Origin of the sequence: Vibrio sp. D3 (assembly GCF_043995865.1) — a bacterium.
Taxonomy (GTDB): domain Bacteria; phylum Pseudomonadota; class Gammaproteobacteria; order Enterobacterales; family Vibrionaceae; genus Vibrio; species Vibrio diabolicus.
The window spans coordinates 2,446,622-2,469,732 of record NZ_CP171887.1; the positions used below are offsets into that span (position 1 = coordinate 2,446,622).

Genomic DNA, 23,111 nt, shown 5'->3' on the forward strand with positions numbered 1-23,111 from the left:
AAAACAAAAGGTTATATATCACTCAAATAGAGTATGAATCTTCTTAATTTTCACATGTCAATCAAGTCTGACACTTCCATACAAAATGTGACATTCGTCTCAACTATTCCATAATAAAAAACACTGTTTTATACTCCCACTACCCATAATTTATAAACAAACAAAAAGTATGTTTCGCAAACTGTCTTCCAACAGCGCTTGGCTGATTGCTTTTTTTGCTTGCTTTGCAGTGTATCTGTCGATCGCTTGTTATCCTTTTGTGTTGTCTAACAATCAGAATGAACCACTAACCTTGTTGCAAGGTTACTATTTAGTTTCGACTCAATATGGCTGGCTGGGCTTGATCGCTCTTCCATTTATGTTGTTGAGTTTATTGCTCTCTTTTCTACCGAATCGAGCATTCAAAGGCATCGTGATCGCTATCGCGATCTGTCTATTGATCATGTTTAAAGTCGATATCCTCGTTTTTCAGCAATACAAACTTCACATCAACGCCCTATTAATCCGTATGTTTTTCGAAGGTGGTGGTGATGTCTTCGATATTTCTTGGATGAGTTGGCTTATCTTCGTCAGTGAAGTTGCCGTTCTGGTGATCGGGCTCGCCTGTACCGTTTGGGTAAGTAATAAACTGGCACAAAGCCGAGCTAAGTTCGTTTTGATCGGCGTCTGGTTTGTTGTATTGCTCAGTACACAGATGATTCATGCGTACAAAAACGCGCTTTACGACGATGAAGTCAGTCAGTTTTCGAATAACTGGCCACTTTACTACCCGCTGACGGCCCGTAAATTTATTTACAAACACGACCTAGTGGATGAGAACATTGCATCGAAGAACCGCGTAGAGTTAACCAACATTGAACGTAGCTCACTCAACTACCCGCTTGCGCCGATTCAAGTGCAAAGCAAAGAGAAACAGCCCAATGTTTTGTTTATCTTGGTTGACGCGTGGCGCTACAGTGATGCGACGCCGGAAATCATGCCAAATGTCAGCAAGTTCGCCGAAAAGACAGTGAATTTCACACAACACATGAGCGGCGGCAACTCAACTCAAGCGGGTATTTTCAGCCTGTTTTACAGCTTGCCAGCGACCTACTGGGAAAGCTTTTACGCAAGCCAACGCTCTCCTGTTTTTATGGATACGCTGCAAGCAGAAGGCTACCGCATGGGCATTTTTGGCTCGGCACCGCTCACCAGCCCGCCACTTTCTCGCACGGTATTCAAAAAAGTGTCGGACTTGACCTTGAAACAAAGTGGGGAAACGGCCGTCGAGCGCGATCAGCAGATCACAGACAAGTTCATCGAGTTCCAAAAGCAGGACAGCGACAAGCCGTACTTTGGTTTTCTGTTCTACGATGCCGCCCACGGCACGGTGTTTCCTGAACCTGAATTTGCGAAATTCAAACCATACTGGGAACGCGTTGACCACATTTTGCTCAACAACGATTTTGACGCTTCGCTTTACCACAATCGATACAAGAACTCGTTGTACTACATCGATAGCTTGATTGGTGATGTGCTGAAAAACGTCGACTTAGACAATACCATTGTGGTGATTTCATCTGATCATGGTGAAGAGTTTAATGACCATAAGATGAACTATTGGGGCCACACGGGTAACTACAGTGACGTACAAGTGCATGTGCCTCTTTACGTGTACATGCCAAATCGTCAACCAGAGCAAATTGATTACCGCACGACCCATTTTGACGTCGTGCCAACCATGATGAATACGCTGTTTGACGTTCAAGGCACAACGAGTTCATACAGCGTTGGTCATAACTTGTTTGATAGTTCTGCCCCTCGCGATTGGTATATTGCTGGCAGCTACTACAACTATGCATTGGTCGGCAAAGAACTGATGCTTGTGGTCAACCCTGGCGGGCACTCTCAGCAACTGAATCGCCAGTTAAAAATCGAGAAAGAACAGAAAGTTCCTGTCGATATCATTCGTCATTCTCTGGATGAGATGTCGCGATTTTACAAAAAAGGCTAGCGTCCAACATCGACGCCGATTGAAATAAAAAAGCCTCTTGGTTGTAAGACCAAGAGGCTTTTCCCTATCTGCTATTTAAGCGTGATGAGCGTGCATCAAGCGTGGCTGAATCAATAAGTTGTTGATGTATTGTAAGGCCACATAAGAGACAACAAATGTTGCCACAATCAACTCAAGACCAGCTAAGCCTCGCACTTGTTGAACATAGTGCGCAGCCAATCCTTGCAACTCCATCCAATTCGCCATTTTAAACAGCGCCGTCGCACCGATCACCATCGGGAAAGTGAACGCCGCATAGCCAGGGCTAAATGGCAGTCTAAGCAATTTAAAGAATGCGAGGTAAATGATGGCTGTCATCAATACCGCGATACCAAATAGCATAGCGATGATCACTGGTGATGGTGTCGCAGTGACCGTTAAGTACCCAGCTAATGATAGGCTTGCTGGCGCTGCCATGATTGCCATTGTTGGTTTCGCTGCATCCGGAATTTCATGGGTAAACATGAAACGGTAAATCATCATCGGCAACATGATCGCGTACGCCACCATACCAAACATTAATGCACCTTGTGCCACTGGCGCTAACATCGGGTTGCCAGAGAAAGACACATCCGCAACGATGATACCCACCGGCGGTACAAACCAACTAGGAACCATGTGGTGCAATTCAAAATCTTTGGCGCGATGGTAAACAAAGCTCACCAAGAACACGATGTGCAGAACCACCGCAATCAGCCAAAGCACATCACCAGCCAATGGGTAAAAATGGCCGAGAGAGTTCGATACCACCATAGTGCCCATCGCAAATGTCGGAACCACGCTACCCACAACCGGATGAGCAAGATCTTCTCTCAATAGATGGTTATGTAGCAAAAACTTGGTTGCCAATATAGCCAACAATACGCTCGCGATACCCGCACTAATCCACTGTCCGTAGCCATGTAATTCGGCGAAGTTCTCCCAACTCCAGCCCAAGCTTGCAATACCAAGAGCCAAACCCGCCATTGGAGTTGGGGCTCCCATTACTTTTGCTTTTGTTCTTTGAATCATGATGACCTCAACCAGACTCACTCTTGATGGAGCGTATAATACGCTTGCACTTCGTTCTGATATATCTAATTATTTAAAACAAACGTTCAAAATTACTTAACGGTGGGGTATGGCAAGTCACATTTCTCTTAAACAACTGAAAGTGTTTACGACGATCACGCAGCACAAAACGCTCACAGCAGCTTCTGATAGTCTCTTTTTATCGAAAGCGGCAGTGAGCATGGCACTCTCAGAATTAGAAAAGCAGATCGGCCATCACTTGTTTGATCGTGTTAATAACCGACTAATTTTGAACCAAGAAGGTCAAAAACTGCTGCCACTGGCGGATGAATTACTCAACCGAGCCAAAGACATCGAGAGCATTTTCGATGGTGACCAAGCGCTATCGGGCCAACTTCGCATTGGTGCCAGCGACACCATTGGCAACCAAGTCGCGCCCTATTTGCTTAGCGAATTTCGTCAACAAACGAACCATCGTTCTCAAAGTCTGTTCATTTCTAACTCCGCACAAATCTGCGACATGCTGACCGATTACGAGTTAGATATAGCCCTCATTGAGGGCAAAACACTTCACCCTGAATTGCAGTCCACCCAGTTTAGCGAAGATGAAATGTGCGTGATTTGCACGCCCGATTACCCAGCCGCGAACAAAGGGCCAGTAAACTTAACCGAGCTAGAAAACAGCGAATGGATATTACGAGAGGCGGGGTCTGGTTCACGCGAATTTTTTATGCGCGTTGTCGCGCCGCGCTTGGAACATTGGCATGAAGCTTTTCAGCTCAATACCACCGAAGCGTTGATCAACTCAGTATCGGCGGGGTTAGGCTTGGGCTGCTTGTCACGCTTGTCTGCTGAACCTGCTATTCGTGACGGTCGCGTGCAACTGCTCGACATGCCTTTAGATATGAAACGTCGCTTCTGGTTACTGGTTCATAAAGAGAAATATCAAAGCCCATTGCTCAAAACGTTTATCGAATTTTGCCAAGATTGGGAACGACCAAATAATCTTTATCTAGAGAATACGCCCTCCAAGTGAAACGGAGATAGTTTAAATGCTGGTCAGTTAGTTGTACGTGTCTCTCATTCTTAGGCTTGTCGCTAGACTTAACTGGTCAAAAACTGTATAAAAAGCCAGTATCAATACACCAAGTTAGGGGACCAACCATGGCTGTAATCGTCAAGTACGTGGTAGAACGCAATGGAGAAGAGAAAATGACTTTTACCTCTAAAGCGGAAGCTGACGCATACGATAAAATGCTAGACATGGCAGACGAACTATTCACGCTGCTAGGTAAAAGTGAACTTCTAGAAGACGAAGGTAAGCAAGAAGATCTTGCGATGTACCTCGCTCAAAACAAAGAAGAAGTGCTTTACGCACTGGGTGCAAAACGCAAACCGGCACCAAAGAAAGCAAAGAAGCTTGAATCTGTAGAAGAAGACAAGCAAGAAGACGCTGCATAAGCCTCTCATTTGTTAAAGAAACGCCGCATCATGTGGCGTTTTTTATATCTGAAGGCACACATCATCATGGAAAGATCGCCCTTTCTTTCGAGCACAGATACGACAAATCGCCTTCTTTCATTTCAACAAACACCTGCTAATTGACCACCTCACAACCACATTTCTCATCAGACAGACATATCTCCCAAAAGACAAAAGGTATCCATCTACAGACTTTATCTATTTCCCCTCTTTAAACTCCCTAGCACTCTCATTATGATGGCTGACAACTTAATTATTTCTTGTCAGTGAACAGACGAGACACAAGACTCAACACATGGAGATCAACTATGGCTTTCTTTTCTCTAGCCTTTGGTACAGCGACTAAAAACCGCGATGGCAAAATCATTGAAGCGTTTTTTCCAAACCCAGTTCTTAACCCAAGCGACACACTTGTTAACGCACTAGCAGCAGTAGCAGGTTACGAACAAGGCAACCAAGCTATCGAGATCTCTGCTGCACAAAGCGCAGAACTTGCGGCGGCTTTCGAAGCAAACGGCGATGCAGCAAACGCATCTTTCGCAACCAAAGCAGCAGAATCAGCACAGCCGCTTGTACTGGTTATTCTAGCTACGGATGAACAGCCACAATCTGTTGCTGAAGGCTTCCTAAAACTTCAACTTATCTCTAACCGTCTAGTTAAGCCACACGGCACAGTACTGGATGGCATCTTCGGTCTACTACACAACATCGCATGGACTAACGAAGGCCCAATCGACCTACCTGAGCTGGCTGAGCGTCAAATCGAAGCTCGCCTAGCTGGCCGTACGCTAAGCGTAGATTGCGTAGACAAGTTCCCTAAAATGGTGGACTACGTGGTTCCAACTGGCGTTCGTATCGCAGATACTTCTCGCGTACGTCTTGGTGCACACGTTGGCGAAGGCACAACGGTAATGCACGAAGGCTTCATTAACTTCAACGCGGGTACTACTGGCGTGAGCATGGTTGAAGGTCGTATCTCTGCGGGTGTGGTTGTTGGTAACGGTTCAGACATCGGTGGCGGTGCATCTATCATGGGTACACTATCTGGCGGCGGTAAAGTGGTGGTTTCCATCGGTGAAAACTCTCTACTAGGCGCAAACGCAGGTCTTGGCTTCCCAATGGGTGACCGTTGTACTATCGAATCAGGTCTGTACGTAACCGCTGGCTCTAAAGTACTCATGCTAGATTCTGAAGGTCAAGAAGTCGAAGTGGTGAAAGCACGCGACCTTGCTGGTGTTTCTGACCTACTGTTCCGTCGTAACTCTGTAACTGGTCAAATCGAGTGCCTTGCAAACAAGAGCGCAGTTGAACTGAACAGCGAATTGCATAAAAACAACTAATAAATAGTTAAGAAAAATCCCCCAGCAGGAAACTGTTGGGGGATTTTTTAGCTTACAGCAAAATGCGTGATTACTGATTTAAAAAGCTGACTGCTTTATCTGGGAAATCAGTAAACAAACCATCCACTTTCACTTGGTTGTAGTACACATCCATCATGCCTTCAAAGCTGTCCGTGTACGCAGGAATACGTCCTGGATCGGCACGGAACGTGTATGGATGCACTTGCAAGCCAGCGTCTTTTGCAGCCTTCATCAACGGCTTAATGATGATGTTGTCTTTGGTTGACTTATCATCCACCAGCATCGGCTTCCAAGGTCCAATACCTTCGGCGTAACTCGCCACTTTCTTCATGCCGTCGGCTTCGAACATCCAATCATAGCTGTATGGCGTTGCTGTATCGCCTTTGTACACCATAGTTTCGTTCCAATCGGTGTAAGCCATGAGCTGAACGAGCTTTAAATCCATGTCCATTGCGGGCATCAACTCACTGTTAATGCGTTGCAGTTCGTTCGCATCAAAACACTGCAGGTAAACTTTGTCGTCTTGCGAGTCGTAACCGTACTGCTTCAAGACTTTAAGCACCGCTTTAGAAATGTCCTTACCTTCATGACGATGGAACCAAGGCGCTTTAATTTCTGGGTAAATACCGATGTCGTAACCCAACGTCTTGTTAAGTCCTTGGATCAGCTCAATCTCTTCAGCAAACGTCGGCACGGTAAAATCCGATTTCCACATTGGGAATCGTGTCGGATAACCAGCGACCTTATTACCTTTATCATCGATATTAAAGCCTTCAGTTACTCGCAGCGATTTGATTTCCGCCAGTGTGAAATCAATCGCGTAGTAGCGACCGTCTTTGCGTGCGCGATCAGGAAAACGCTCCGCAACATCCGTTACACGATCTAGATAATGGTCATGCAACACGACCAACTGGTCGTCTTTCGTCATTACCACATCTTGCTCTATGTAGTCAGGTTTCATTGCGTAAGCAAGCGCTTTTGCCTCTAGCGTGTGCTCAGGCAAGTAACCCGATGCGCCACGGTGTGCAATTACAAGCGGTTTCGCAATCGCACCAGCTGAGAGGCTAAGTGCTAAAAAAGTAAGACATACTGACTTTGTTTTCATTGTTATTTCCTTGATAAAGCGAAGAGGCAGTATTCCACTGCCTCTTTAAATAAATATTACGCTAGCGCTTCCTTTTCGCGCTCTTTTTGCTCGTGGTGCGCACGCTCACCTAAGAAGGCGTACATCAAACACACAATAGAAGTAATACAAGAACCCACTAAGATGATAAAGCCACCATCCCAGCCAAAGTGGTCTACCGTGTAGCCAAGAATCGCGTTTGCAGCCACCGCACCACCTAAGTATCCAAATAAACCAGTAAGACCAGCAGCAGTACCGGCGGCTTTCTTCGGAGCGAGTTCAAGTGCGTACAAGCCAATCAGCATAACCGGACCATAGATTAGGAAGCCAATTGCAATCAGCGCCATCATGTCCACCATTGGGTTACCAGCAGGGTTAAACCAGTAAACCATCACTGCAACGGTCACTAACACCATAAATAAGATGCCAGCAGGTGCACGACGACCTTTGAACAATTTGTCTGAAATCCAACCACACAATAATGTGCCTGGAATGCCGGCCCATTCGTATAAGAAGTAAGCCCATGACGATTTATCTACCGAGAAATCCTTCGCTTCTTTTAGATAAACAGGTGCCCAGTCCAGTACGCCGTAGCGAATTAGGTAAACAAATGCGTTTGCAATTGCAATCGACCAAAGCAGCTTGTTGTTGAATACATACTTAAAGAAGATTTCCTTGGCTGTCATTTCTTGTTCGTGCGACTTGTCATAGTCATCAGGATAATCGTCTTTATACTCTTCGATCGGTGGCAAACCACAAGATTGAGGCGTATCGCGAACCGTCATCCAAACAAACACAGCAACCAACGTGGCGAAAAATGCAGGAACATAAAATGCAGTGCGCCAATCATCGTTAAATGCCCACAGGCCAAGAATAAATAGTGGACCAATCAAACCGCCACCCACGTTGTGTGCCACGTTCCAAACCGAAACGATCTCACCACGCTCTTTACGTGACCACCAGTGCACCATGGTTCGTCCACATGCGGGCCACCCCATGCCTTGGAACCAACCGTTCAAGAAAAGCAAAATGAACATCGCAGTGACGCTGCCAGTCGCCCATGGCATAAAGCCAAAGCAAAACATCACTAATGCAGACATCAGTAGGCCGCCACTAAGGAAATAGCGAGGGTTGGAACGGTCAGATACGCTGCCCATTAGAAATTTAGAGAGACCATATGCAATGGAAACAGCTGCCAGCGCGACACCTAAGTCACCGCGGCTAAAGCCTTGCTCGATAAGATAAGGCATCGCCAAACTGAAGTTTTTACGAACCAGATAGTAACCGGCGTAGCCAACAAATATACCGATAAAGAGTTGCCAACGGAGGCGAGAGTAGGTGCTATCGATACTGCCTGGGGACAGACGATCAATGTGCGCCTTAGGTTTGAATATTCCAAACATAGGAACCTCATTATTTTGTATGCGATGGTAAAAAACACAAAAGGAGCGAACGAAACAAATAAAATCTTCGTTCGAAAGTTCATGAATTGTATTGAGTTAGGATTTTATTTCTGTGACAAATGTTGCACATGAATTAAATATAAGTAAATACAGTAAATTAGAGCGCATTAATTAGACCATCGTTCAACTTTACTCATAATTAGTTAATATGAAACTGATGTTTCAACCTCTCATTTGAGCATTCCAATTCGAAACCAATGAAACAAAGGCTCGAATAAGAACACAAATTAACCGTAAAAAGGGTGTTTCACATCCATCCTTGTTAGGCGACACAACTAAATAACTAAAAAGATGAAAAATGTTCGCGCTTAGTATCAAACGAAATAACAAAACTAATGTTATCTGAACTCAAACCTAGACGGTGATTCACGAACACAAGACATAAACCGCGTTTATTTTCCTCTCCATTTTCATAATCAACACTAATTTGGATAACAAGTTCCTCTCGAGATATAAACATAGCAACGCATTTTCTTATATCACCGCTAGTCCTTGATGTACTTGACCTCGCCTTACCTCTTTAGGGTTAATTACTACGCAAAATCTGAGTAATAAATCCCCAAGCACGTAGCAGCTTCACAAAACTCCTCTTACCAGTTGTGCATTCTTTTTCACATCGGTAATTTGAGCGCTTCCAAAACACACTTCGTAGCAAAGAAGTTCTTTTCGTTGTTTTCTTTTTCGATTAAAAGATGCGCCATTTAACAAAAACGAAGACTTTGATTAACAATTTTATGCTCAAACGCTCATTTTTAACGCGCGTTTGTTTTCGCAAACGTTTATATGTGCACAATAGTATCGTGCTAGACAGGCAAAAATGATCAAAGGACTTTTAACATGACAACGAACAAACACCCCTCTCTGCTCGGAGAATGTTTGGCCGAGTTTATCGGTACAGGACTACTTATCTTCTTCGGCGTAGGCTGTGTCGCAGCCTTAGTTCTAACAGGCGCATCATTTGGACAATGGGAAATCAGTATTGTATGGGGCCTAGGTGTCGCCATCGCTATTTACTGTACTGCCGGCGTTTCAGGCGCGCACATCAACCCAGCGGTAACCATCGCACTCGCTATGTTCCATGGTTTTGATAAGGCGAAAGTGGTGCCATACATCATCGCCCAAATGCTTGGCGCATTCTGCTCTGCTGCGTTGGTTTACAGCTTATACAGCAACCTTTTCACCGACTACGAAATCGCACATAACTTCGTCCGCAGTAGCCAAGATGCAATAGCAACCGCTGGTATCTTCTCAACCTATCCACATGCTTCCCTCTCTTTCTTTGGCGCTTTTGCTGTGGAATTCGTTATCACTGCCGTGCTGATGTTTGCGATTTTGGCTTTGGGCGATGAAAATAACGGCGCTGCACGAGGTGCAATGAACCCACTGTTAATCGGTATTTTGATTGCCGTGATCGGTGGTTCTCTTGGTCCACTAACTGGCTTCGCGATGAACCCTGCGCGCGACTTTGGACCGAAACTGTTCGCTTACTTCGCAGGCTGGGATTACGCTCTGACAGGTGCTAAAGACATTCCTTACTTTATCGTGCCTTTACTTGCTCCGATTGCAGGTGCGTGTTTTGGTGGTTGGTTGTATCCAAAAGCGATTGCGGCTTACCTTCCACAACAAGGCCACGGCTGTACAATTCCAAACCAATGTGAGACGGAAGAAGAAACAGAAGAAGCTAGAGCTTAAAACTGACGCAACTCGAACATTTACTAAAATATAAATAACGAAACAAAAGGATTCTTACCATGACTGAGCAAAAATACATTGTTGCCCTAGACCAAGGTACGACAAGCTCTCGCGCAGTAATTCTTGATCATGACGCGAACATCGTAAGCGTCGCACAGCGCGAATTTACTCAGATTTATCCAGAGGCAGGTTGGGTAGAACATGACCCAATGGAAATCTGGGCAACACAAAGCTCTACGTTGGTAGAAGCTCTAGCTAAGTCTGGCATCCGTAGCGACCAATTGGCGGCTATCGGTATTACTAACCAGCGTGAAACCACCATCGTCTGGAATAAAGAAACAGGCAAACCCGTTTACAATGCGATCGTATGGCAATGTCGCCGTACTGCTGACATCTGTGAAGATTTAAAAGCGCGTGGTCTAGAAAACTACGTACGTGACAACACAGGTTTGGTGCTTGACCCTTACTTCTCAGGTACCAAAGTGAAATGGATTCTGGACAACGTTGAAGGCGCGCGCGAAGACGCAGAAGCAGGCAAGCTGTTGTTCGGTACCGTCGATACTTGGTTAGTTTGGAAGATGACTCAAGGCCGCGTTCACGTGACCGACTACACTAACGCATCGCGTACCATGCTATTTAACATCAACGATCTATGTTGGGATCAGAAAATGTTAGATGAGCTTGGTATCCCAGCATCTATGATGCCAGAAGTAAAACGTTCATCGGAAGTTTACGGTAAGACCAACATTGGTGGTAAAGGCGGTACTCGTATTCCTATTTCTGGTATTGCTGGTGACCAACAAGCTGCGCTTTACGGCCAAATGTGTGTTGAAGCGGGTCAGGCGAAAAACACTTACGGCACGGGTTGTTTCTTGCTAATGAATACGGGCCAAGAAAAAGTCACTTCGACGCACGGCCTACTGACAACTTTGGCTTGTGGTCCGAAAGGTGAGCCTGCTTATGCACTTGAAGGTGCCGTATTCATGGGTGGTGCTTCTATCCAATGGCTACGTGATGAATTAAAAATCCTAAACGGTGCAGAAGACTCTGAATACTTCGCAACCAAAGTGGATACCTCAAACGGCGTTTATGTCGTGCCTGCCTTTACTGGTTTAGGCGCACCATACTGGGATGCCTACGCACGTGGCACGATTGTCGGCCTTACTCGCGGCGTGAACTCAAACCACATTATCCGTGCGACTTTGGAAGGTATCGCTTACCAAACTCGTGACGTACTGGATGCGATGCAAGCCGACTCAGGTATTAAACTTGCGAATCTTCGCGTCGATGGCGGAGCGGTAGCGAACAACTTCCTAATGCAGTTCCAATCCGATGTATTGAATACAGAAGTACACCGCCCTCAAGTAACAGAAGTGACGGCTCTTGGTGCTGCCTACCTTGCAGGCCTTGCCGTGGGTTACTGGGACAGCATTGACGAGTTGCAAAATAAAGCGGTGCTTGATCGCACGTTTGAGCCGCACGATGATGAAGAAAAGCGCAATCGTCGTTACAAGGGTTGGAAACGCGCAGTGAAATGTGCGCAAACCTGGTCTGAGCTTCACGACGAAGAAGATTAATCTCACCTCCATACGAAAAAAGAGCGCCATTTGTGCGCTCTTTTTGCGCTTTGCCCCTGATTCCTGAACTCGCTTACTTCTCACAACGCGCAAATTCGAGCACAATAGAGCTTCGAATTTGAAGCATTGGCCGTTACCAATGCACAAGGGAGTGGTAAGTGAAGCAAATACCTCGACACCAACAGATTGTTGAGTTGGTGAAAAAACAAGGCTATGTCAGCACGGATGAGTTGGTAGAAAGATTCAATGTCAGCCCACAAACCATCCGACGCGATCTTAATGAACTCGCCGACGACAACAAAATTCGTCGTTATCACGGTGGTGCAACCATCCCTCTCAGTTCTGAAAACACATCTTACAACACGCGTAAAGCGCTCAACTTCAATGAAAAAGATGTCATTGCAGACGAGGTGGTCAAGCACATTCCTGATGGCGCGACTCTATTTATTGATATCGGCACCACACCAGAAGCGGTTGCGCGAGCGCTCAATAAAAACCATAAACAGCTACGCGTGGTTACCAACAATATCAACGTGGCAACCATTCTCTTCCCCAACCCAGAGATCAAAGTCATCTTAGCTGGCGGTGAAGTTCGAAGTCGCGATGGCGGCATTGTTGGAGAAGCCACTCTCGACTTCGTTAAACAGTTCCGTCTCGACTTTGGCATTCTTGGCATCAGTGGTATCGACTTTGATGGTTCACTGCTGGATTTTGATTATCACGAAGTAAGAGTCAAACAAGCGATCATCGACAACAGCCGCAGTGTATTTCTTGCCGTCGACCACACCAAGTTCGGGCGCAATGCCATGGTGAAGCTAGGCAATATCGCTCAGCTCAACATGATCTTTACCAACAAGCAGCCACCAGAAGAAATCTTGTCGATTTTAAAAGAAGCTTCAATTCCACTTGAAGTCGTTGAAGCGAACGAGACAAACTTCGAAAACGAGTAGTTTCAATCATTAATTTGCCTCTCAAATGACCTCTGTCTTAATTAGGCAGAGGTTTTTTTGTGCCTAAATCACACAAAACGCTCACAAACGAAAATAATAGATGATCACAAACGAAACCTAAGCTAGGATTAGATCATGTTCTAAAATGCTCGTTCGCTCACCAAGAGGTCAAATTTATGAGTATACAAAAAAATGCTTCCACTACTAGCTCATCCACTACCTTAGACTTGATCGTAATTGGTGGCGGCATTAACGGGGCTGGTATTGCGGCAGACGCAGCTGGCCGCGGTTTGAGTGTTGGCTTATACGAAGCAAGTGACTTCGCGTCCGCTACTTCTTCGGCAAGTTCTAAACTGATCCACGGCGGTTTACGCTACCTTGAACACTACGAGTTTCGTTTGGTTTCGGAAGCGCTCGCAGAACGTGAAGTTATTCTTCGCAAAGCACCTCACGTTGCCCTACCAATGCGTTTCCGTTTGCCTCATCGCCCATTCCTACGCCCAGCTTGGATGATTCGCTGTGGTCTGTTCCTTTACGATAACTTGGGTAAACGTACGACTCTGCCAGGCAGCAAAACCGTCAACTTAGCGAAATCGGGCTTGCTAAAACCAGAAATGAAAACCGGTTTCGAATACTCTGACTGTTGGGTTGATGACGCGCGTTTAGTATTACTTAACGTTCTGGCTGCTCGTGAAAACCATGCAGAAGTACGTAACTACTGCCGCGTAGAAAAAGCACACCGTGAAGGTGGTATCTGGCATGTCACAATTCATGACGTGATGACAGACCAACGTTTCGAACGCAAAGCAAAAGCACTAGTAAACGCAGCTGGCCCTTGGGTAAAACAGTTCTTTGATGATGGATTAGAGCAAGCCTCTCCTCGTAACATTCGCTTAATCAAAGGCTCGCACATCGTTGTTCCTCGTATCCACAACGAACCGCAAGCCTACATTCTTCAAAACAAAGACAACCGCATCGTATTTATGATTCCTTACTTAGATAAGTTCTCAATCATTGGTACAACAGATGTGGAATACAAAGGTGACCCACGCGAAGTGGCAATCTCAGATGACGAAGTCGATTACCTCATCGACATCGTAAACCAACACTTTGTCCACCAGCTGACTCGCGAAGATGTGGTTTGGACATACAGCGGTGTTCGTCCTTTATGTGACGATGAATCTGACTCTCCGCAAGCGATCACACGAGACTACACGCTAGAACTCGATGCGGAATACGACCATGCACCTCTGCTTTCTGTCTTTGGTGGTAAGCTGACGACCTACCGTAAGCTGGGTGAAGCGGCAATGAAAAAGCTGGCTCCTTTCCTACCAGAGATGGGAAGCGACTGGACGGCAAATCAAACCCTACCTGGTGGTAACTTCAGCTGTAGTCGTGAACAATTAGCTAAACAAATTCATGCTAAATACGCTTGGGCGCCAGAAGCATTGATTCTTCGTTACGTGACACAATTTGGTACCCAAACGTGGAACTTAATGGAAGGCACAGCAAGCGAAGCTGACCTTGGACACGCGTTCTCATCGCAAGCCGGCGGTGTTTACCAACGTGAGATCGACTACTTAATGAACCATGAAATGGCAATGACCGATGAAGACATTTTGTGGCGTCGTACCAAACTTGGTCTGTACATGAACGATGAAGAAAAGCAGGCTTTATCGGACTATTTAAAAGAAAAGCTACAACAGAAAGTGGTTAATCTTTCTCAAGTTGGCTAACTGCTCCTCTCCACCCCACTAGAAAGCCTGCCTCGCTGCAGGCTTTTTTATTTTGCTGTTTTTACACCACACTTTGGCTTGCTTCACTTGATTACAAATAAGAGCAACTATTCATAGACATTAAGCGTTAAATGCAATCATACTCATTTAAATAATTATCCCTGAATAACTTCATGGCGCTGGGTTCAGAACGTTATCACTGATGCACTTCCCGGAAAAAATGCAGTGGAAGAACAGGCTCTTTCCGAGTTATTTGGGGAAAGGCTCAGACAAGGAAAAGAAAATGGGTTTTATGATTGAACATTGGGATTTTTCAACCCCAGAAGCAACTCAGCAATCCACAACGGCGGAGCAGATTCAAGCCAAACATTGGTACCATTGTGAACGGCTGCATCCCGATATTCGTGGCTGGCTAGAGCAAAACCAAGTACCACGTGCCACTGTTGCTCACCTGTTAGCCGACGAGAGCCGACCGTCTTTCCACCCTTTGGATGACGAGAACTTCATGTTGATTTTACGAGGCGTCAATATGAATGGCGATGCTTCACCAGAAGACATGCTCAGTATTCGAATTCTCTATTTTCAAGGGGCACTGATTTCAACACGTAAGATCCCATCGCGTGCCATCATGGAAATTCGTCAAGCATTGGCGGAACATAAAGGTCCGAAAAGCCTTGCTGGTTTACTTCATCAGATTATTGAAGGATTAAATAGCAAAATAGACGTTTACCTCGATACGATTGAAGAGACGTTAAACCAGTTTGATGTGAATGATGAATCGACGTACAAGCATATGGCGACTCAAAAAGCGCTTATCTCCATCAAACGTTTTATTCGCCCTCAGCAATATGCTATTCGTGATCTCGTTGAATCAGAGTCCGAGTTGGTGGCTTTAAGGCCCCATCAATATCGCTTCGCCCACAATAATATTACGCGCATAAATGAAACACTTGAGTTTTATCTTGGAGAAGTCGCACTCTTTCAAGAAGAAATCAAACATCATCGTGACGAGAAAACTAATAAAAACAGTTATCTATTTACCTTAGTGGCGACTATTTTCTTGCCAACCAGCTTCCTTACAGGTTTGCTTGGCATCAACATTGGCGGTATGCCAGGCGTGGAATCTGCCATGGCGTTCACCTGGTTCTGTATCGCTTTAATTGTGATTTTTGCTCTAGAGTGGTGGCTATTCAAACGCTTGGGGTTCACGAATAAAGCGGACGACGAAGACGAATAAGCACTAATCCTATAAAGAACAAAAATCAAAAGAGAAAGAGGAGCGCGTGGCTCCTCTTTTCTCTACTCACATTAGAGCCCTATCCGGGATGACCATCAACGCGAGGGGTAATAAGCATCACGCCAAAGCGCCAAACAAACAGGCCAAATGCGACAATCCACAATCCGCCACTGATGTTAATCCACAGCATCATATTGGCAGGATCAAATATCACGGCAAAACTGCGAACCAAAGCTGCCGCGGTAATCGCCGCAAACGCGAGGCTCATGTTCGGACCTTTGTAGATCATGCGACCAGTATGTCCCATCGTCACGCGTGCGATCATCGCCAAAATCAAACCGCCTAATGCACCTATCGCAAACAGGTGAATCAGGTTATGGCTGGCAAATGCGTCTCCCCAAGCACCTCGTAAAATTAAGCTTAGTGGCAAACACAAATACGCAGTATGCAGCGACCACACTAAAGGCTCGCTCAGGGTTAACCAAGGTTTCCAACGAACAAAACGCACCAACTGAGCAACTCCTGCAAACAGCATCAACGGATTGCCTAATTCTGCAAACGTCACAGGGAAAAAGCTCAGCACAAATAGCATTACCAACGGCAAGTTCGCGAACCATTCTAACCAAGCCAGTGGTTGCGCTTTTTCGAAATTAAATCGACGCGCAGTAAAGAATGGAATCACACGTCCGCCCATGACCGACAATAACAGCGTAAACCACCACAACATCGCCTGCCATACAGCAGAAGAGCTAAACGGCGGCATGCCTTTTATTGTTGCGTAGCTTGCAAAGTTAGCAAAAATGGCCAAAAGAAACAGCGGCACAAAAAACAGATTACGCCAACCTTTGGCTCGATAAACACGAATGCCTACCTCATAGGCAACAAACAACAAAAATACCGCTTCAATGCTGCTGGTTAACCATAACGGCGCTGGCGTCCAGAGCAATATTCTAGGTGCCAACCACAAGCCAAATAAGATCAAAAGCGTGTAATGCTTGGTGCCATTAATGCCAGTCCAGTTTTGTACCGCGGTCAGTACAAAACCAACCACAATCGCCATCGAAAAGCCGAACAACATTTCATGAACGTGCCACCATAATGCCGGTACAGTTAATGCGTTTGGCTGTCCGCTCTGGAACATCCACACCCACAACGCGATCGCAACAATGGCGTAAATCGACCCAAACAGAAAAAACGGCCGAAAGCCTAATCGCAGCCATGCGGGGATTTTTTCTTCCACTTTTTTATCGGTGATATTCAGCATTATCTTGCCCTCAAGCGTCTCTTGATGCTGGTTAACTCAACTACAATATTGATGCTACCATAAACATGCATAGAAAATACATGTTAATAGTTAAGATTATACTTAAGAGGTAAAGTTGTGCTTCAGAGGCGGGTTAGGTATAAACGGTGAGAGACACAACCATCAGTTAAGGGATGCAACGACAATGTACATATTTGGCTATGGCAGTTTGATTAATTCTGCGTCACGTAAGTTAACCGGACAAACGGGAGAAGCCATTCCCGTCATTGCTCATGGACTGGTGCGCTACTGGGGAAAGATTGATGACAGCTATACTCTGTCTCCTCTGGTTGTGAACCAAGGCGATGGGCAGGTCAACGGCGTTTTACTCGAAGTGAATGAAGAAGCTCTCGCAGAATTCGATCGCCGTGAGCATGGTTATCATCGTATTCAAATTCAGCCAGATCAAATCGAATCGGACGCGAACTTTAACCAAGAACATAGCATCTGGGTTTACGTAAAAGACGAGCCATTACCACCGTGCGTAAAAAGCCCAATCATGCAAAGCTATGTCGATACCGTGCTAGCAGGTTGCTTAGAAGTATCTCATGCGTTTGCAGAGCATTTTGTGCGTCACACCATTGGCTGGCAACACGCAAAAGAAAATGACCGCCACCAACCTAAATATGGCAACCTTGCAGGCGTGCAAGAGCATCATTACGAGTTGATTGATAATCTGATTGCCCAAAATTCGTAGCTCAATCCCATCTGTAAAAACAGCTCTAAACTAAGAGCTGTTTTTACAATAGAGCGACCAGTGAACTGATTAAACAATTCTCACCCCAGTCGGCATCGCTCTTTCTGGCGTAAGCAACACACTTTCGGATTCATCATCCGTTTCTGCGCACAACAACATACATTCTGAGGTTTCGCCGCGCATTTTGGCTTTGGCAAGATTACACAACACGACCACTTGTTTGCCCATCAACTCTTCCTCGGTGTAATAAGGTACTAAGCTGGTTACGGTTTGCAGTGTTTTTTCACCAATATCAATTTGCACAATGTACAGCTTGTCTGCATTTTGATGACGAGCCACTTCAATGATTTTTCCGGTACGAATTTCCAGTTTGGCAAAATCAGAGTAAGCAATAGTTTCCATAATTAAAACCTCAGTAAAGTTTTACTAAAAAGATAACGTTTACACTATCAGTAAGCTTAATAAATACAAGTGGTAAAGATCTCATTTCCGAAAGCAAATCCCCTATCAAATTGCACTTATTACACAATGGGTGTTTAATACTTCCAGTCAAAATTTTTAGCCACTAAAGGTTCTATATGGCAACGATCAAGGATGTCGCGAAAGAAGCCGGTGTTTCGGTCGCAACGGTTTCTCGCGTGATCAACAAGTCCCCAAAAGCCAGTCAATCATCGGTAGAGTCGGTCACCAAAGCAATGAGCAAATTGGGTTACAGACCCAATGCCGCAGCTCGTGCACTGGTGAGCCAAAGCACAAATACCATGGGTGTGTTGGTGAGTGATGTGTCCGATCCTTTCTTCGGCACGCTGGTCAAATCCGTCGATAATATCGCGCGCGAAAATGGCAAACATATCTTGATTGGCAACGGGTATCACAATCCAGATGATGAGCGTCAAGCCCTAGAATTGCTGATCAACAGCCGTTGCGATGCAATAGTCATCCACTCGAAAGGCTTATCTGATGAGGAGCTAATTGGCTATGCCCAAGAGGTGAAAGGTATGGTGCTTATCAATCGTCATATCCCAGAACTGGCCGAACGCTGTATTTCCCTTGATAACCGCAAGGGGGCATTCCTCGCGACAGAATATTTGATTCGTCACGGGCATCGCAAAATCGCTTGCATTGCCTCATCCCACGACATCGAAGATACCGATGAGCGATTGCAAGGTTACCAAGCCGCATTGAAAGAACATGGTATTGAACCCTCCAAAAGCTACATCGAATACGGTGAGCCCAATAGTGATGGTGGCGAAGTTGCGATGACCAATCTGTTAACCAAATCTTTGGAGATTACTGGAGTGGTGGCCTACAACGACTACATGGCCGCTGGCGCACTGGCAGCGTTGGATCAAAATGGCATTGATGTACCAAGTAAGGTTTCTATGGTCGGGTTCGATGATGGCTTGATCGCCCGCTTTGTTCACCCTAGCCTGACCACTATTCGCTACCCAATCGAGATGATGGCAGAACGCGCCGCCCGTTTGGCTTTGGCGCTATCTCGTGACGAAAAAATTGAAGACGAAACCATTATTTTTAGCCCAACTTTAGTACGAAGAAATTCTGTTGAGCGTTGTTGATGGTGGATAACCTGTAAATTGAAAACGAAAGCCCGCTCAGGTTATTGAGCGGGCTTTTTCTTTGAGCACTTGTCGAGACGATATGGATTCTAGCTCAAGGCTTCGTTCGGTTTTGCAGACTTCACGTCAACGCCTTCCGCAAACTCACCACGCTGTAATTTTTCTCGTAAAATCGCGTGTTGGTCTTCGGTAAATGTGTAGCGAGACATAATGAAAATGCGCACTAGAGCTCCCAATGCCGGTAACAACGCAATACAGAAGAACATACCACTGAGCGCGGTTTCCGTTTGCGCCGCATTTGGTACATAGCCAATCATCGTCAAGATTACCCCCGTTAAGCCGCCCGCTACCGCGACAGAGAGTTTGCCTGTAAAGGTCTGTCCCGAAAACGTGATCGCCGCGGTACGTTTGCCGCTGTGGTAGTAAGAGTACTCTACTGTGTCTGCAATCATGGCCGAGATAAGAGGGTTAGTCATCATAAAGATGCCTGTGATCACCGCTAACCACGCCATCACGACCGTTGGATTATCATAGCCAGTAAAATAGAACCCAATGCGAGCGATGATCTCTAAAACACACAGCGCAATAAAGATGTCACGTTTTTTGAAACGCTTTGTCAGCACTGGCGTAGCCAAACACGCAATCGCACTTACCAAAGTGATGGTACCAATCAGAGAGACTAACCCTGCGTCACCCATGTTGTATGTGAAGAAGAAAATGTATAAGCCATTCACCAGATTGAAGAACACATTCATGAAAAACGCTGCCAGAATAAAAAACAAAGGCTTGTTTTTACGAACGGCTTGAAAGGTTTGTTTTAGCGTGACTTTTTCACAGCTCTTCGTCGATATGCGTTCTTTGGTGTTATAAAAACCGTTCAGCATGAAGAACAAACCCGCGATCATTAACACAATCACAGCTGGTAAGTAACCCTGATCTGCTCGGCCATCAGCGAAGTAAGCGCTCAGTTTCGGGAACACAACCAAAGTTGCACCAATACCTGCATTCACCCCTAACATGGCACAAGTTGCCGCTTTTGCTCGCTCTTGCGGTTCATCCGTCATAACAGAAGACATAGACCAAAACGGCACATCAGAAATTGTGTAAAGCGTACCCCAAAGAATGTAAGTGATACCGGCATACATCACTTTTGTCGATGTATCAGCATCGATGTTATAGAAAGCGGCCACCGTGACCAGAACAATCAGAACCGGCGTAAACAGCATGTAAGGGCGGAATTTACCAAAGCGAGAGTCTAACGTGTCCATGTATCCGGCAATGAGCGGATCGTTCACCGCATCCCACACACGAGCAATCAAAAAAATCGTACTCGCCGCAATTGGAGAAATGCCCAAAATATCGGTATAGAAATAAAGAATAAAAGAGCCGACTAGACCAAAGCTAAAGCACTGGCCTACCCCATAGCCGAAGTAAGACATCAGCTCCTTATTAGTGAGTTTGTTTTGTAGAGTAGTCATTGTTCACGTCTCAATTGATTTTATTGTAAATAAGAAACCGACCCATTTCTCAGAGTCGGCTCACAGGCAATTAATCCACTTCTGCGAGTGTTTTGATCAATTGCACTTCGCTTGCGTCATACGGCTGTCCTTGCTCATCAAGCAGATCGTGGAACCATTGACTCGCATAGTTTGCATCGCTACGTTTTATCTCTGGCCAAGGCAGATGCGTTTGTGTTTTTCCTTTCACTAATCCCCACTGGTAGCAGCCAATGTTTTTCTGTTTAAAGACCGGAAGCTGTTCGTGCATGTACGATTGCGCATGACGAGCAAGCCACTCAGTACACATCATTGGTCGGTTGTAGCTTTCTACAATTTCAACGGCTTTATGGAACAGATCGAGTGGTAAGTAAGCGTGGAAAGTAATGATGTCCGACAGCTCCATCGCTTTGCGATCGGTTGGGTGTTCATAAATCGGCAGGTTTCGGTCAAGAATGCTTGGCGCATGCCAAGCGCCGACGGTGAGAGGCTGAGTTGGGTTTTCTTCACGTGCCCACTCAAACGCTTGTTCCATCAGCTCATGACTAAAGGTTTCCATTTCTTCGTCGTAAGCAATCTCACCCGTGGTGGTGAAAATCATGCGGTTGGTTGGCTCGTTATAGAGATCCCAAATAACGATTCGAGGGTCATTTTTGTAGGTAGAGATGATGTCGCGAATATACGCTTCGACCTCACCCCACATAGATTTGTCCATCACCACATTGCGACCAGGACTTGCTGCTGCTTGGCTGTTGTGCAAATCCGGTACTGGCGCTTTTTGTTCACCAAGATAAGGATGGTCGCCCGAAAAACCGCAGTCATCCATCGGCGTGAGCATCACTTTGATTTGATTGCGTTCGCAAATATCCAGAAAGCGCTCAATTCGCGCATGTAAACCATCGCGATCCGCTTGCCAAACTATAAATGGTAAGTTGGTACGTAAAGTGTTGTAACCCACATCATGCGCCCAAGCTAACTCTTGTTCCATCACCTCAGGTGCAAAGGATTCCGCTTGCCACATCTCATTCCAGTTAACCGCTGTGCGCGGTAAATAGTTAAAGCCACGTAGCCAGCCATGCTCTTTTTGCCATTGCCACGCTTTCTCTTCCGACCATCTTTTCATCTTACTCACCTTAAAACTAATATATTAACTAATAATATTAGCTAATATATTGGTTAATGATTTAATGACTAGATGCTCAAAGAATAAACGTGGTGAAAATCACAGCTTTTAAGTTGCTCTGACTTACTTTTGTGATCTTAATCTTTAAAGGATGATCCGAACTTAATCTTTAGCTAATATCTTTAGCTAACGAAATTAAGTAAAAGAGCAGAATGGCTAAAAAAATCACCATGAGTGACATTGCGGCGGCGGCTGGCGTCTCTCAGTCGACCGTATCGCTGGTATTGAACGGCTCAACTTCCGTAAAAATCGCGGAAGCGACCAAACGTAAAGTGCTCGAAACCGCAGAATCACTTGGCTACAAAAACAAAAAGGTTGCCCATGCTTTGGGACGCCCTAAAAAGATCGCATTGGTGATCAACGGCTTAACCAGTTATGACCCATTTATCGATGCCATCAATGCAGCGAGAGAAGAAGCGTGGTCACACGACTACATTTTGGTGACGTTCAATTACAGCCATGATGAAGTGTTGGCAAGCAAGATTGAGTCAGAGATCAACGGCGGTGATTACGCAGGTTTGGTTTACGCATCCAGTATGACGCGAGAGTTGGAGCAGCAACGCGTCACAACTTCCTTACCGACTGTGCTGCTGAACTGCACCAACGAAGAACACACCGAAACGCCAAGTATTTTGCCGGCCGATATGATTGGAGCTTACAAAGCAGTTTCACACCTCACGACGCAAGGTTATCGTCGCATCGCCATGCTGTCTGGTGAAAGTTGGATGCTAGCCAGTAAGCAACGTGCCGATGGTTATCGTCAGGCTCTCATTGATGCAGACATCATTCCTAACTCAAAGTATTTAGTCGATGCAAACTGGTCGCTAAAAGAAGCGCACCAGCAAACACTGGCGCTACTTAATATGGAGCAGCCGCCGGAAGCGATTTTCTGTGGCAGCGACTATATGGCAATGGGGTGCTACCAAGCGATAGCAGAGTTGGGGTTAAAGATTCCTCAGGATATTGCCGTTGTCGGTTACGATAATCAGCAAATCGCCTCTGAAAGCTTTCCAGCATTAACGTCGGTTGAACTGCCCTACTCAGACATGGGTAAACTCGCAATCGAATCGTTGATGGCACTGATTGAAGGGCAACCGTTGCTTTCTAACAAACGCAAAGTAGAGGGAGAGCTCATCGTTCGAACCTCTTCGGCAAAAACAAAAAAGGTGGGCATGTAGCCCACCATAACAC

At 45.7% G+C, this 23,111-nt stretch carries 19 protein-coding genes; 12 read left to right on the plus strand and 7 right to left on the minus strand.

The window, feature by feature from the left end; translation table 11 throughout:
* Positions 1-169: 169 nt before the first annotated feature.
* Positions 170-1,993, plus strand: coding sequence for a DUF3413 domain-containing protein (locus ACHFJ9_RS19305; protein WP_395355979.1), 1,824 nt, complete (start codon positions 170-172; stop codon positions 1,991-1,993).
* Positions 1,994-2,068: 75 nt separating this feature from the next.
* Here ACHFJ9_RS19305 and ACHFJ9_RS19310 read toward each other — a convergent pair whose 3' ends face one another.
* Positions 2,069-3,043 (minus strand): TDT family transporter, encoded by a 975-nt coding sequence (locus ACHFJ9_RS19310; protein WP_031853663.1) that lies wholly within the window; start codon positions 3,041-3,043, stop codon positions 2,069-2,071.
* Positions 3,044-3,152: 109 nt separating this feature from the next.
* On the opposite strand from ACHFJ9_RS19310, the gene ACHFJ9_RS19315 reads away from it, so the two are divergent.
* From ACHFJ9_RS19315 to dapD, 3 genes are all read left to right on the plus strand, one after another.
* Positions 3,153-4,079 carry a LysR family transcriptional regulator gene (locus ACHFJ9_RS19315; RefSeq protein ID WP_395355981.1) on the plus strand — a complete coding sequence of 309 codons (927 nt, stop codon included), beginning with the start codon at positions 3,153-3,155 and terminating at the stop codon, positions 4,077-4,079.
* Positions 4,080-4,207: 128 nt separating this feature from the next.
* Entirely contained in the window at positions 4,208-4,504 is a 297-nt protein-coding gene (locus ACHFJ9_RS19320; RefSeq protein ID WP_041852896.1) for a YebG family protein, read from the plus strand.
* 329 nt (positions 4,505-4,833) lie between these two features.
* Complete coding sequence (dapD, locus tag ACHFJ9_RS19325; protein WP_068864586.1) at positions 4,834-5,865, plus strand: 2,3,4,5-tetrahydropyridine-2,6-dicarboxylate N-succinyltransferase; 1,032 nt, start codon at positions 4,834-4,836, stop codon at positions 5,863-5,865.
* A gap of 70 nt (positions 5,866-5,935) precedes the next feature.
* Here dapD and glpQ read toward each other — a convergent pair whose 3' ends face one another.
* Both glpQ and glpT read right to left on the minus strand, forming a co-directional pair.
* A complete protein-coding gene (glpQ, locus tag ACHFJ9_RS19330; protein ID WP_068864588.1) occupies positions 5,936-6,991 on the minus strand; it encodes a glycerophosphodiester phosphodiesterase in 1,056 nt (351 codons plus the stop codon).
* Positions 6,992-7,047: 56 nt separating this feature from the next.
* Positions 7,048-8,412 carry a glycerol-3-phosphate transporter gene (gene glpT, locus ACHFJ9_RS19335; protein ID WP_006742417.1) on the minus strand — a complete coding sequence of 455 codons (1,365 nt, stop codon included), beginning with the start codon at positions 8,410-8,412 and terminating at the stop codon, positions 7,048-7,050.
* 897 nt (positions 8,413-9,309) lie between these two features.
* Here glpT and ACHFJ9_RS19340 point away from each other — a divergent pair.
* The 5 genes from ACHFJ9_RS19340 to ACHFJ9_RS19360 all read left to right on the plus strand — a co-directional run bounded on the left by ACHFJ9_RS19340 (position 9,310) and on the right by ACHFJ9_RS19360 (position 15,664).
* The gene (locus tag ACHFJ9_RS19340; protein ID WP_395355984.1) at positions 9,310-10,164 is read left to right on the plus strand and encodes an MIP/aquaporin family protein; all 855 of its coding nucleotides are present in this window, start codon (positions 9,310-9,312) and stop codon (positions 10,162-10,164) included.
* A gap of 59 nt (positions 10,165-10,223) precedes the next feature.
* Positions 10,224-11,741, plus strand: coding sequence for a glycerol kinase GlpK (gene glpK / locus ACHFJ9_RS19345; protein WP_006742415.1), 1,518 nt, complete (start codon positions 10,224-10,226; stop codon positions 11,739-11,741).
* 158 nt (positions 11,742-11,899) lie between these two features.
* Positions 11,900-12,691 carry a DeoR/GlpR family transcriptional regulator gene (locus ACHFJ9_RS19350; RefSeq protein ID WP_006742414.1) on the plus strand — a complete coding sequence of 264 codons (792 nt, stop codon included), beginning with the start codon at positions 11,900-11,902 and terminating at the stop codon, positions 12,689-12,691.
* Positions 12,692-12,867: 176 nt separating this feature from the next.
* A complete protein-coding gene (glpD, locus tag ACHFJ9_RS19355; RefSeq protein WP_167426288.1) occupies positions 12,868-14,427 on the plus strand; it encodes a glycerol-3-phosphate dehydrogenase in 1,560 nt (519 codons plus the stop codon).
* 283 nt (positions 14,428-14,710) lie between these two features.
* A complete protein-coding gene (locus ACHFJ9_RS19360) occupies positions 14,711-15,664 on the plus strand; it encodes a CorA family divalent cation transporter (protein ID WP_395355988.1) in 954 nt (317 codons plus the stop codon).
* Positions 15,665-15,743: 79 nt separating this feature from the next.
* Here the strand turns inward: ACHFJ9_RS19360 and ACHFJ9_RS19365 are convergent, their stop codons facing one another.
* Positions 15,744-16,928, minus strand: coding sequence for an NnrS family protein (locus ACHFJ9_RS19365; protein ID WP_256956182.1), 1,185 nt, complete (start codon positions 16,926-16,928; stop codon positions 15,744-15,746).
* Between the two features lie 184 nt (positions 16,929-17,112).
* On the opposite strand from ACHFJ9_RS19365, the gene ACHFJ9_RS19370 reads away from it, so the two are divergent.
* On the plus strand, positions 17,113-17,664 hold the full coding sequence (locus tag ACHFJ9_RS19370) for a gamma-glutamylcyclotransferase family protein (RefSeq protein ID WP_395355990.1): 552 nt from the start codon (positions 17,113-17,115) through the stop codon (positions 17,662-17,664).
* 69 nt (positions 17,665-17,733) lie between these two features.
* Here the strand turns inward: ACHFJ9_RS19370 and ACHFJ9_RS19375 are convergent, their stop codons facing one another.
* The gene (locus tag ACHFJ9_RS19375) at positions 17,734-18,066 is read right to left on the minus strand and encodes a tRNA-binding protein (protein ID WP_005494151.1); all 333 of its coding nucleotides are present in this window, start codon (positions 18,064-18,066) and stop codon (positions 17,734-17,736) included.
* A 176-nt stretch (positions 18,067-18,242) separates the two neighbouring features.
* On the opposite strand from ACHFJ9_RS19375, the gene ACHFJ9_RS19380 reads away from it, so the two are divergent.
* On the plus strand, positions 18,243-19,241 hold the full coding sequence (locus tag ACHFJ9_RS19380) for a substrate-binding domain-containing protein (protein ID WP_395355993.1): 999 nt from the start codon (positions 18,243-18,245) through the stop codon (positions 19,239-19,241).
* Positions 19,242-19,330: 89 nt separating this feature from the next.
* On the opposite strand, the gene ACHFJ9_RS19385 is transcribed toward ACHFJ9_RS19380, so the two are convergent.
* On the minus strand, positions 19,331-20,719 hold the full coding sequence (locus ACHFJ9_RS19385; RefSeq protein WP_109169546.1) for an MFS transporter: 1,389 nt from the start codon (positions 20,717-20,719) through the stop codon (positions 19,331-19,333).
* A gap of 70 nt (positions 20,720-20,789) precedes the next feature.
* Positions 20,790-21,860, minus strand: coding sequence for a cellulase family glycosylhydrolase (locus ACHFJ9_RS19390; RefSeq protein WP_017447735.1), 1,071 nt, complete (start codon positions 21,858-21,860; stop codon positions 20,790-20,792).
* Positions 21,861-22,072: 212 nt separating this feature from the next.
* Between ACHFJ9_RS19390 and ACHFJ9_RS19395 the strand changes: the two genes are divergently transcribed.
* Positions 22,073-23,098, plus strand: a complete 1,026-nt coding sequence (locus tag ACHFJ9_RS19395; RefSeq protein ID WP_395355996.1) for a LacI family DNA-binding transcriptional regulator — start codon at positions 22,073-22,075, stop codon at positions 23,096-23,098.
* Positions 23,099-23,111: the final 13 nt, after the last annotated feature.

Excerpts from the sequence above, each read along its gene's own strand:
- ACHFJ9_RS19305 (WP_395355979.1), top strand. The coding sequence starts at position 170 with ATGTTTCGCAAACTGTCTTCCAACAGCGCTTGGCTGATTGCTTTTTTT.
- ACHFJ9_RS19310 (WP_031853663.1), bottom strand. The coding sequence starts at position 3,043 with ATGATTCAAAGAACAAAAGCAAAAGTAATGGGAGCCCCAACTCCAATG.
- ACHFJ9_RS19315 (WP_395355981.1), top strand. The coding sequence starts at position 3,153 with ATGGCAAGTCACATTTCTCTTAAACAACTGAAAGTGTTTACGACGATC.
- ACHFJ9_RS19320 (WP_041852896.1), top strand. The coding sequence starts at position 4,208 with ATGGCTGTAATCGTCAAGTACGTGGTAGAACGCAATGGAGAAGAGAAA.
- dapD (WP_068864586.1), top strand. The coding sequence starts at position 4,834 with ATGGCTTTCTTTTCTCTAGCCTTTGGTACAGCGACTAAAAACCGCGAT.
- glpQ (WP_068864588.1), bottom strand. The coding sequence starts at position 6,991 with ATGAAAACAAAGTCAGTATGTCTTACTTTTTTAGCACTTAGCCTCTCA.
- glpT (WP_006742417.1), bottom strand. The coding sequence starts at position 8,412 with ATGTTTGGAATATTCAAACCTAAGGCGCACATTGATCGTCTGTCCCCA.
- ACHFJ9_RS19340 (WP_395355984.1), top strand. The coding sequence starts at position 9,310 with ATGACAACGAACAAACACCCCTCTCTGCTCGGAGAATGTTTGGCCGAG.
- glpK (WP_006742415.1), top strand. The coding sequence starts at position 10,224 with ATGACTGAGCAAAAATACATTGTTGCCCTAGACCAAGGTACGACAAGC.
- glpD (WP_167426288.1), top strand. The coding sequence starts at position 12,868 with ATGAGTATACAAAAAAATGCTTCCACTACTAGCTCATCCACTACCTTA.
- ACHFJ9_RS19360 (WP_395355988.1), top strand. The coding sequence starts at position 14,711 with ATGGGTTTTATGATTGAACATTGGGATTTTTCAACCCCAGAAGCAACT.
- ACHFJ9_RS19365 (WP_256956182.1), bottom strand. The coding sequence starts at position 16,928 with ATGCTGAATATCACCGATAAAAAAGTGGAAGAAAAAATCCCCGCATGG.
- ACHFJ9_RS19370 (WP_395355990.1), top strand. The coding sequence starts at position 17,113 with ATGTACATATTTGGCTATGGCAGTTTGATTAATTCTGCGTCACGTAAG.
- ACHFJ9_RS19375 (WP_005494151.1), bottom strand. The coding sequence starts at position 18,066 with ATGGAAACTATTGCTTACTCTGATTTTGCCAAACTGGAAATTCGTACC.
- ACHFJ9_RS19380 (WP_395355993.1), top strand. The coding sequence starts at position 18,243 with ATGGCAACGATCAAGGATGTCGCGAAAGAAGCCGGTGTTTCGGTCGCA.
- ACHFJ9_RS19385 (WP_109169546.1), bottom strand. The coding sequence starts at position 20,719 with ATGACTACTCTACAAAACAAACTCACTAATAAGGAGCTGATGTCTTAC.
- ACHFJ9_RS19390 (WP_017447735.1), bottom strand. The coding sequence starts at position 21,860 with ATGAAAAGATGGTCGGAAGAGAAAGCGTGGCAATGGCAAAAAGAGCAT.
- ACHFJ9_RS19395 (WP_395355996.1), top strand. The coding sequence starts at position 22,073 with ATGGCTAAAAAAATCACCATGAGTGACATTGCGGCGGCGGCTGGCGTC.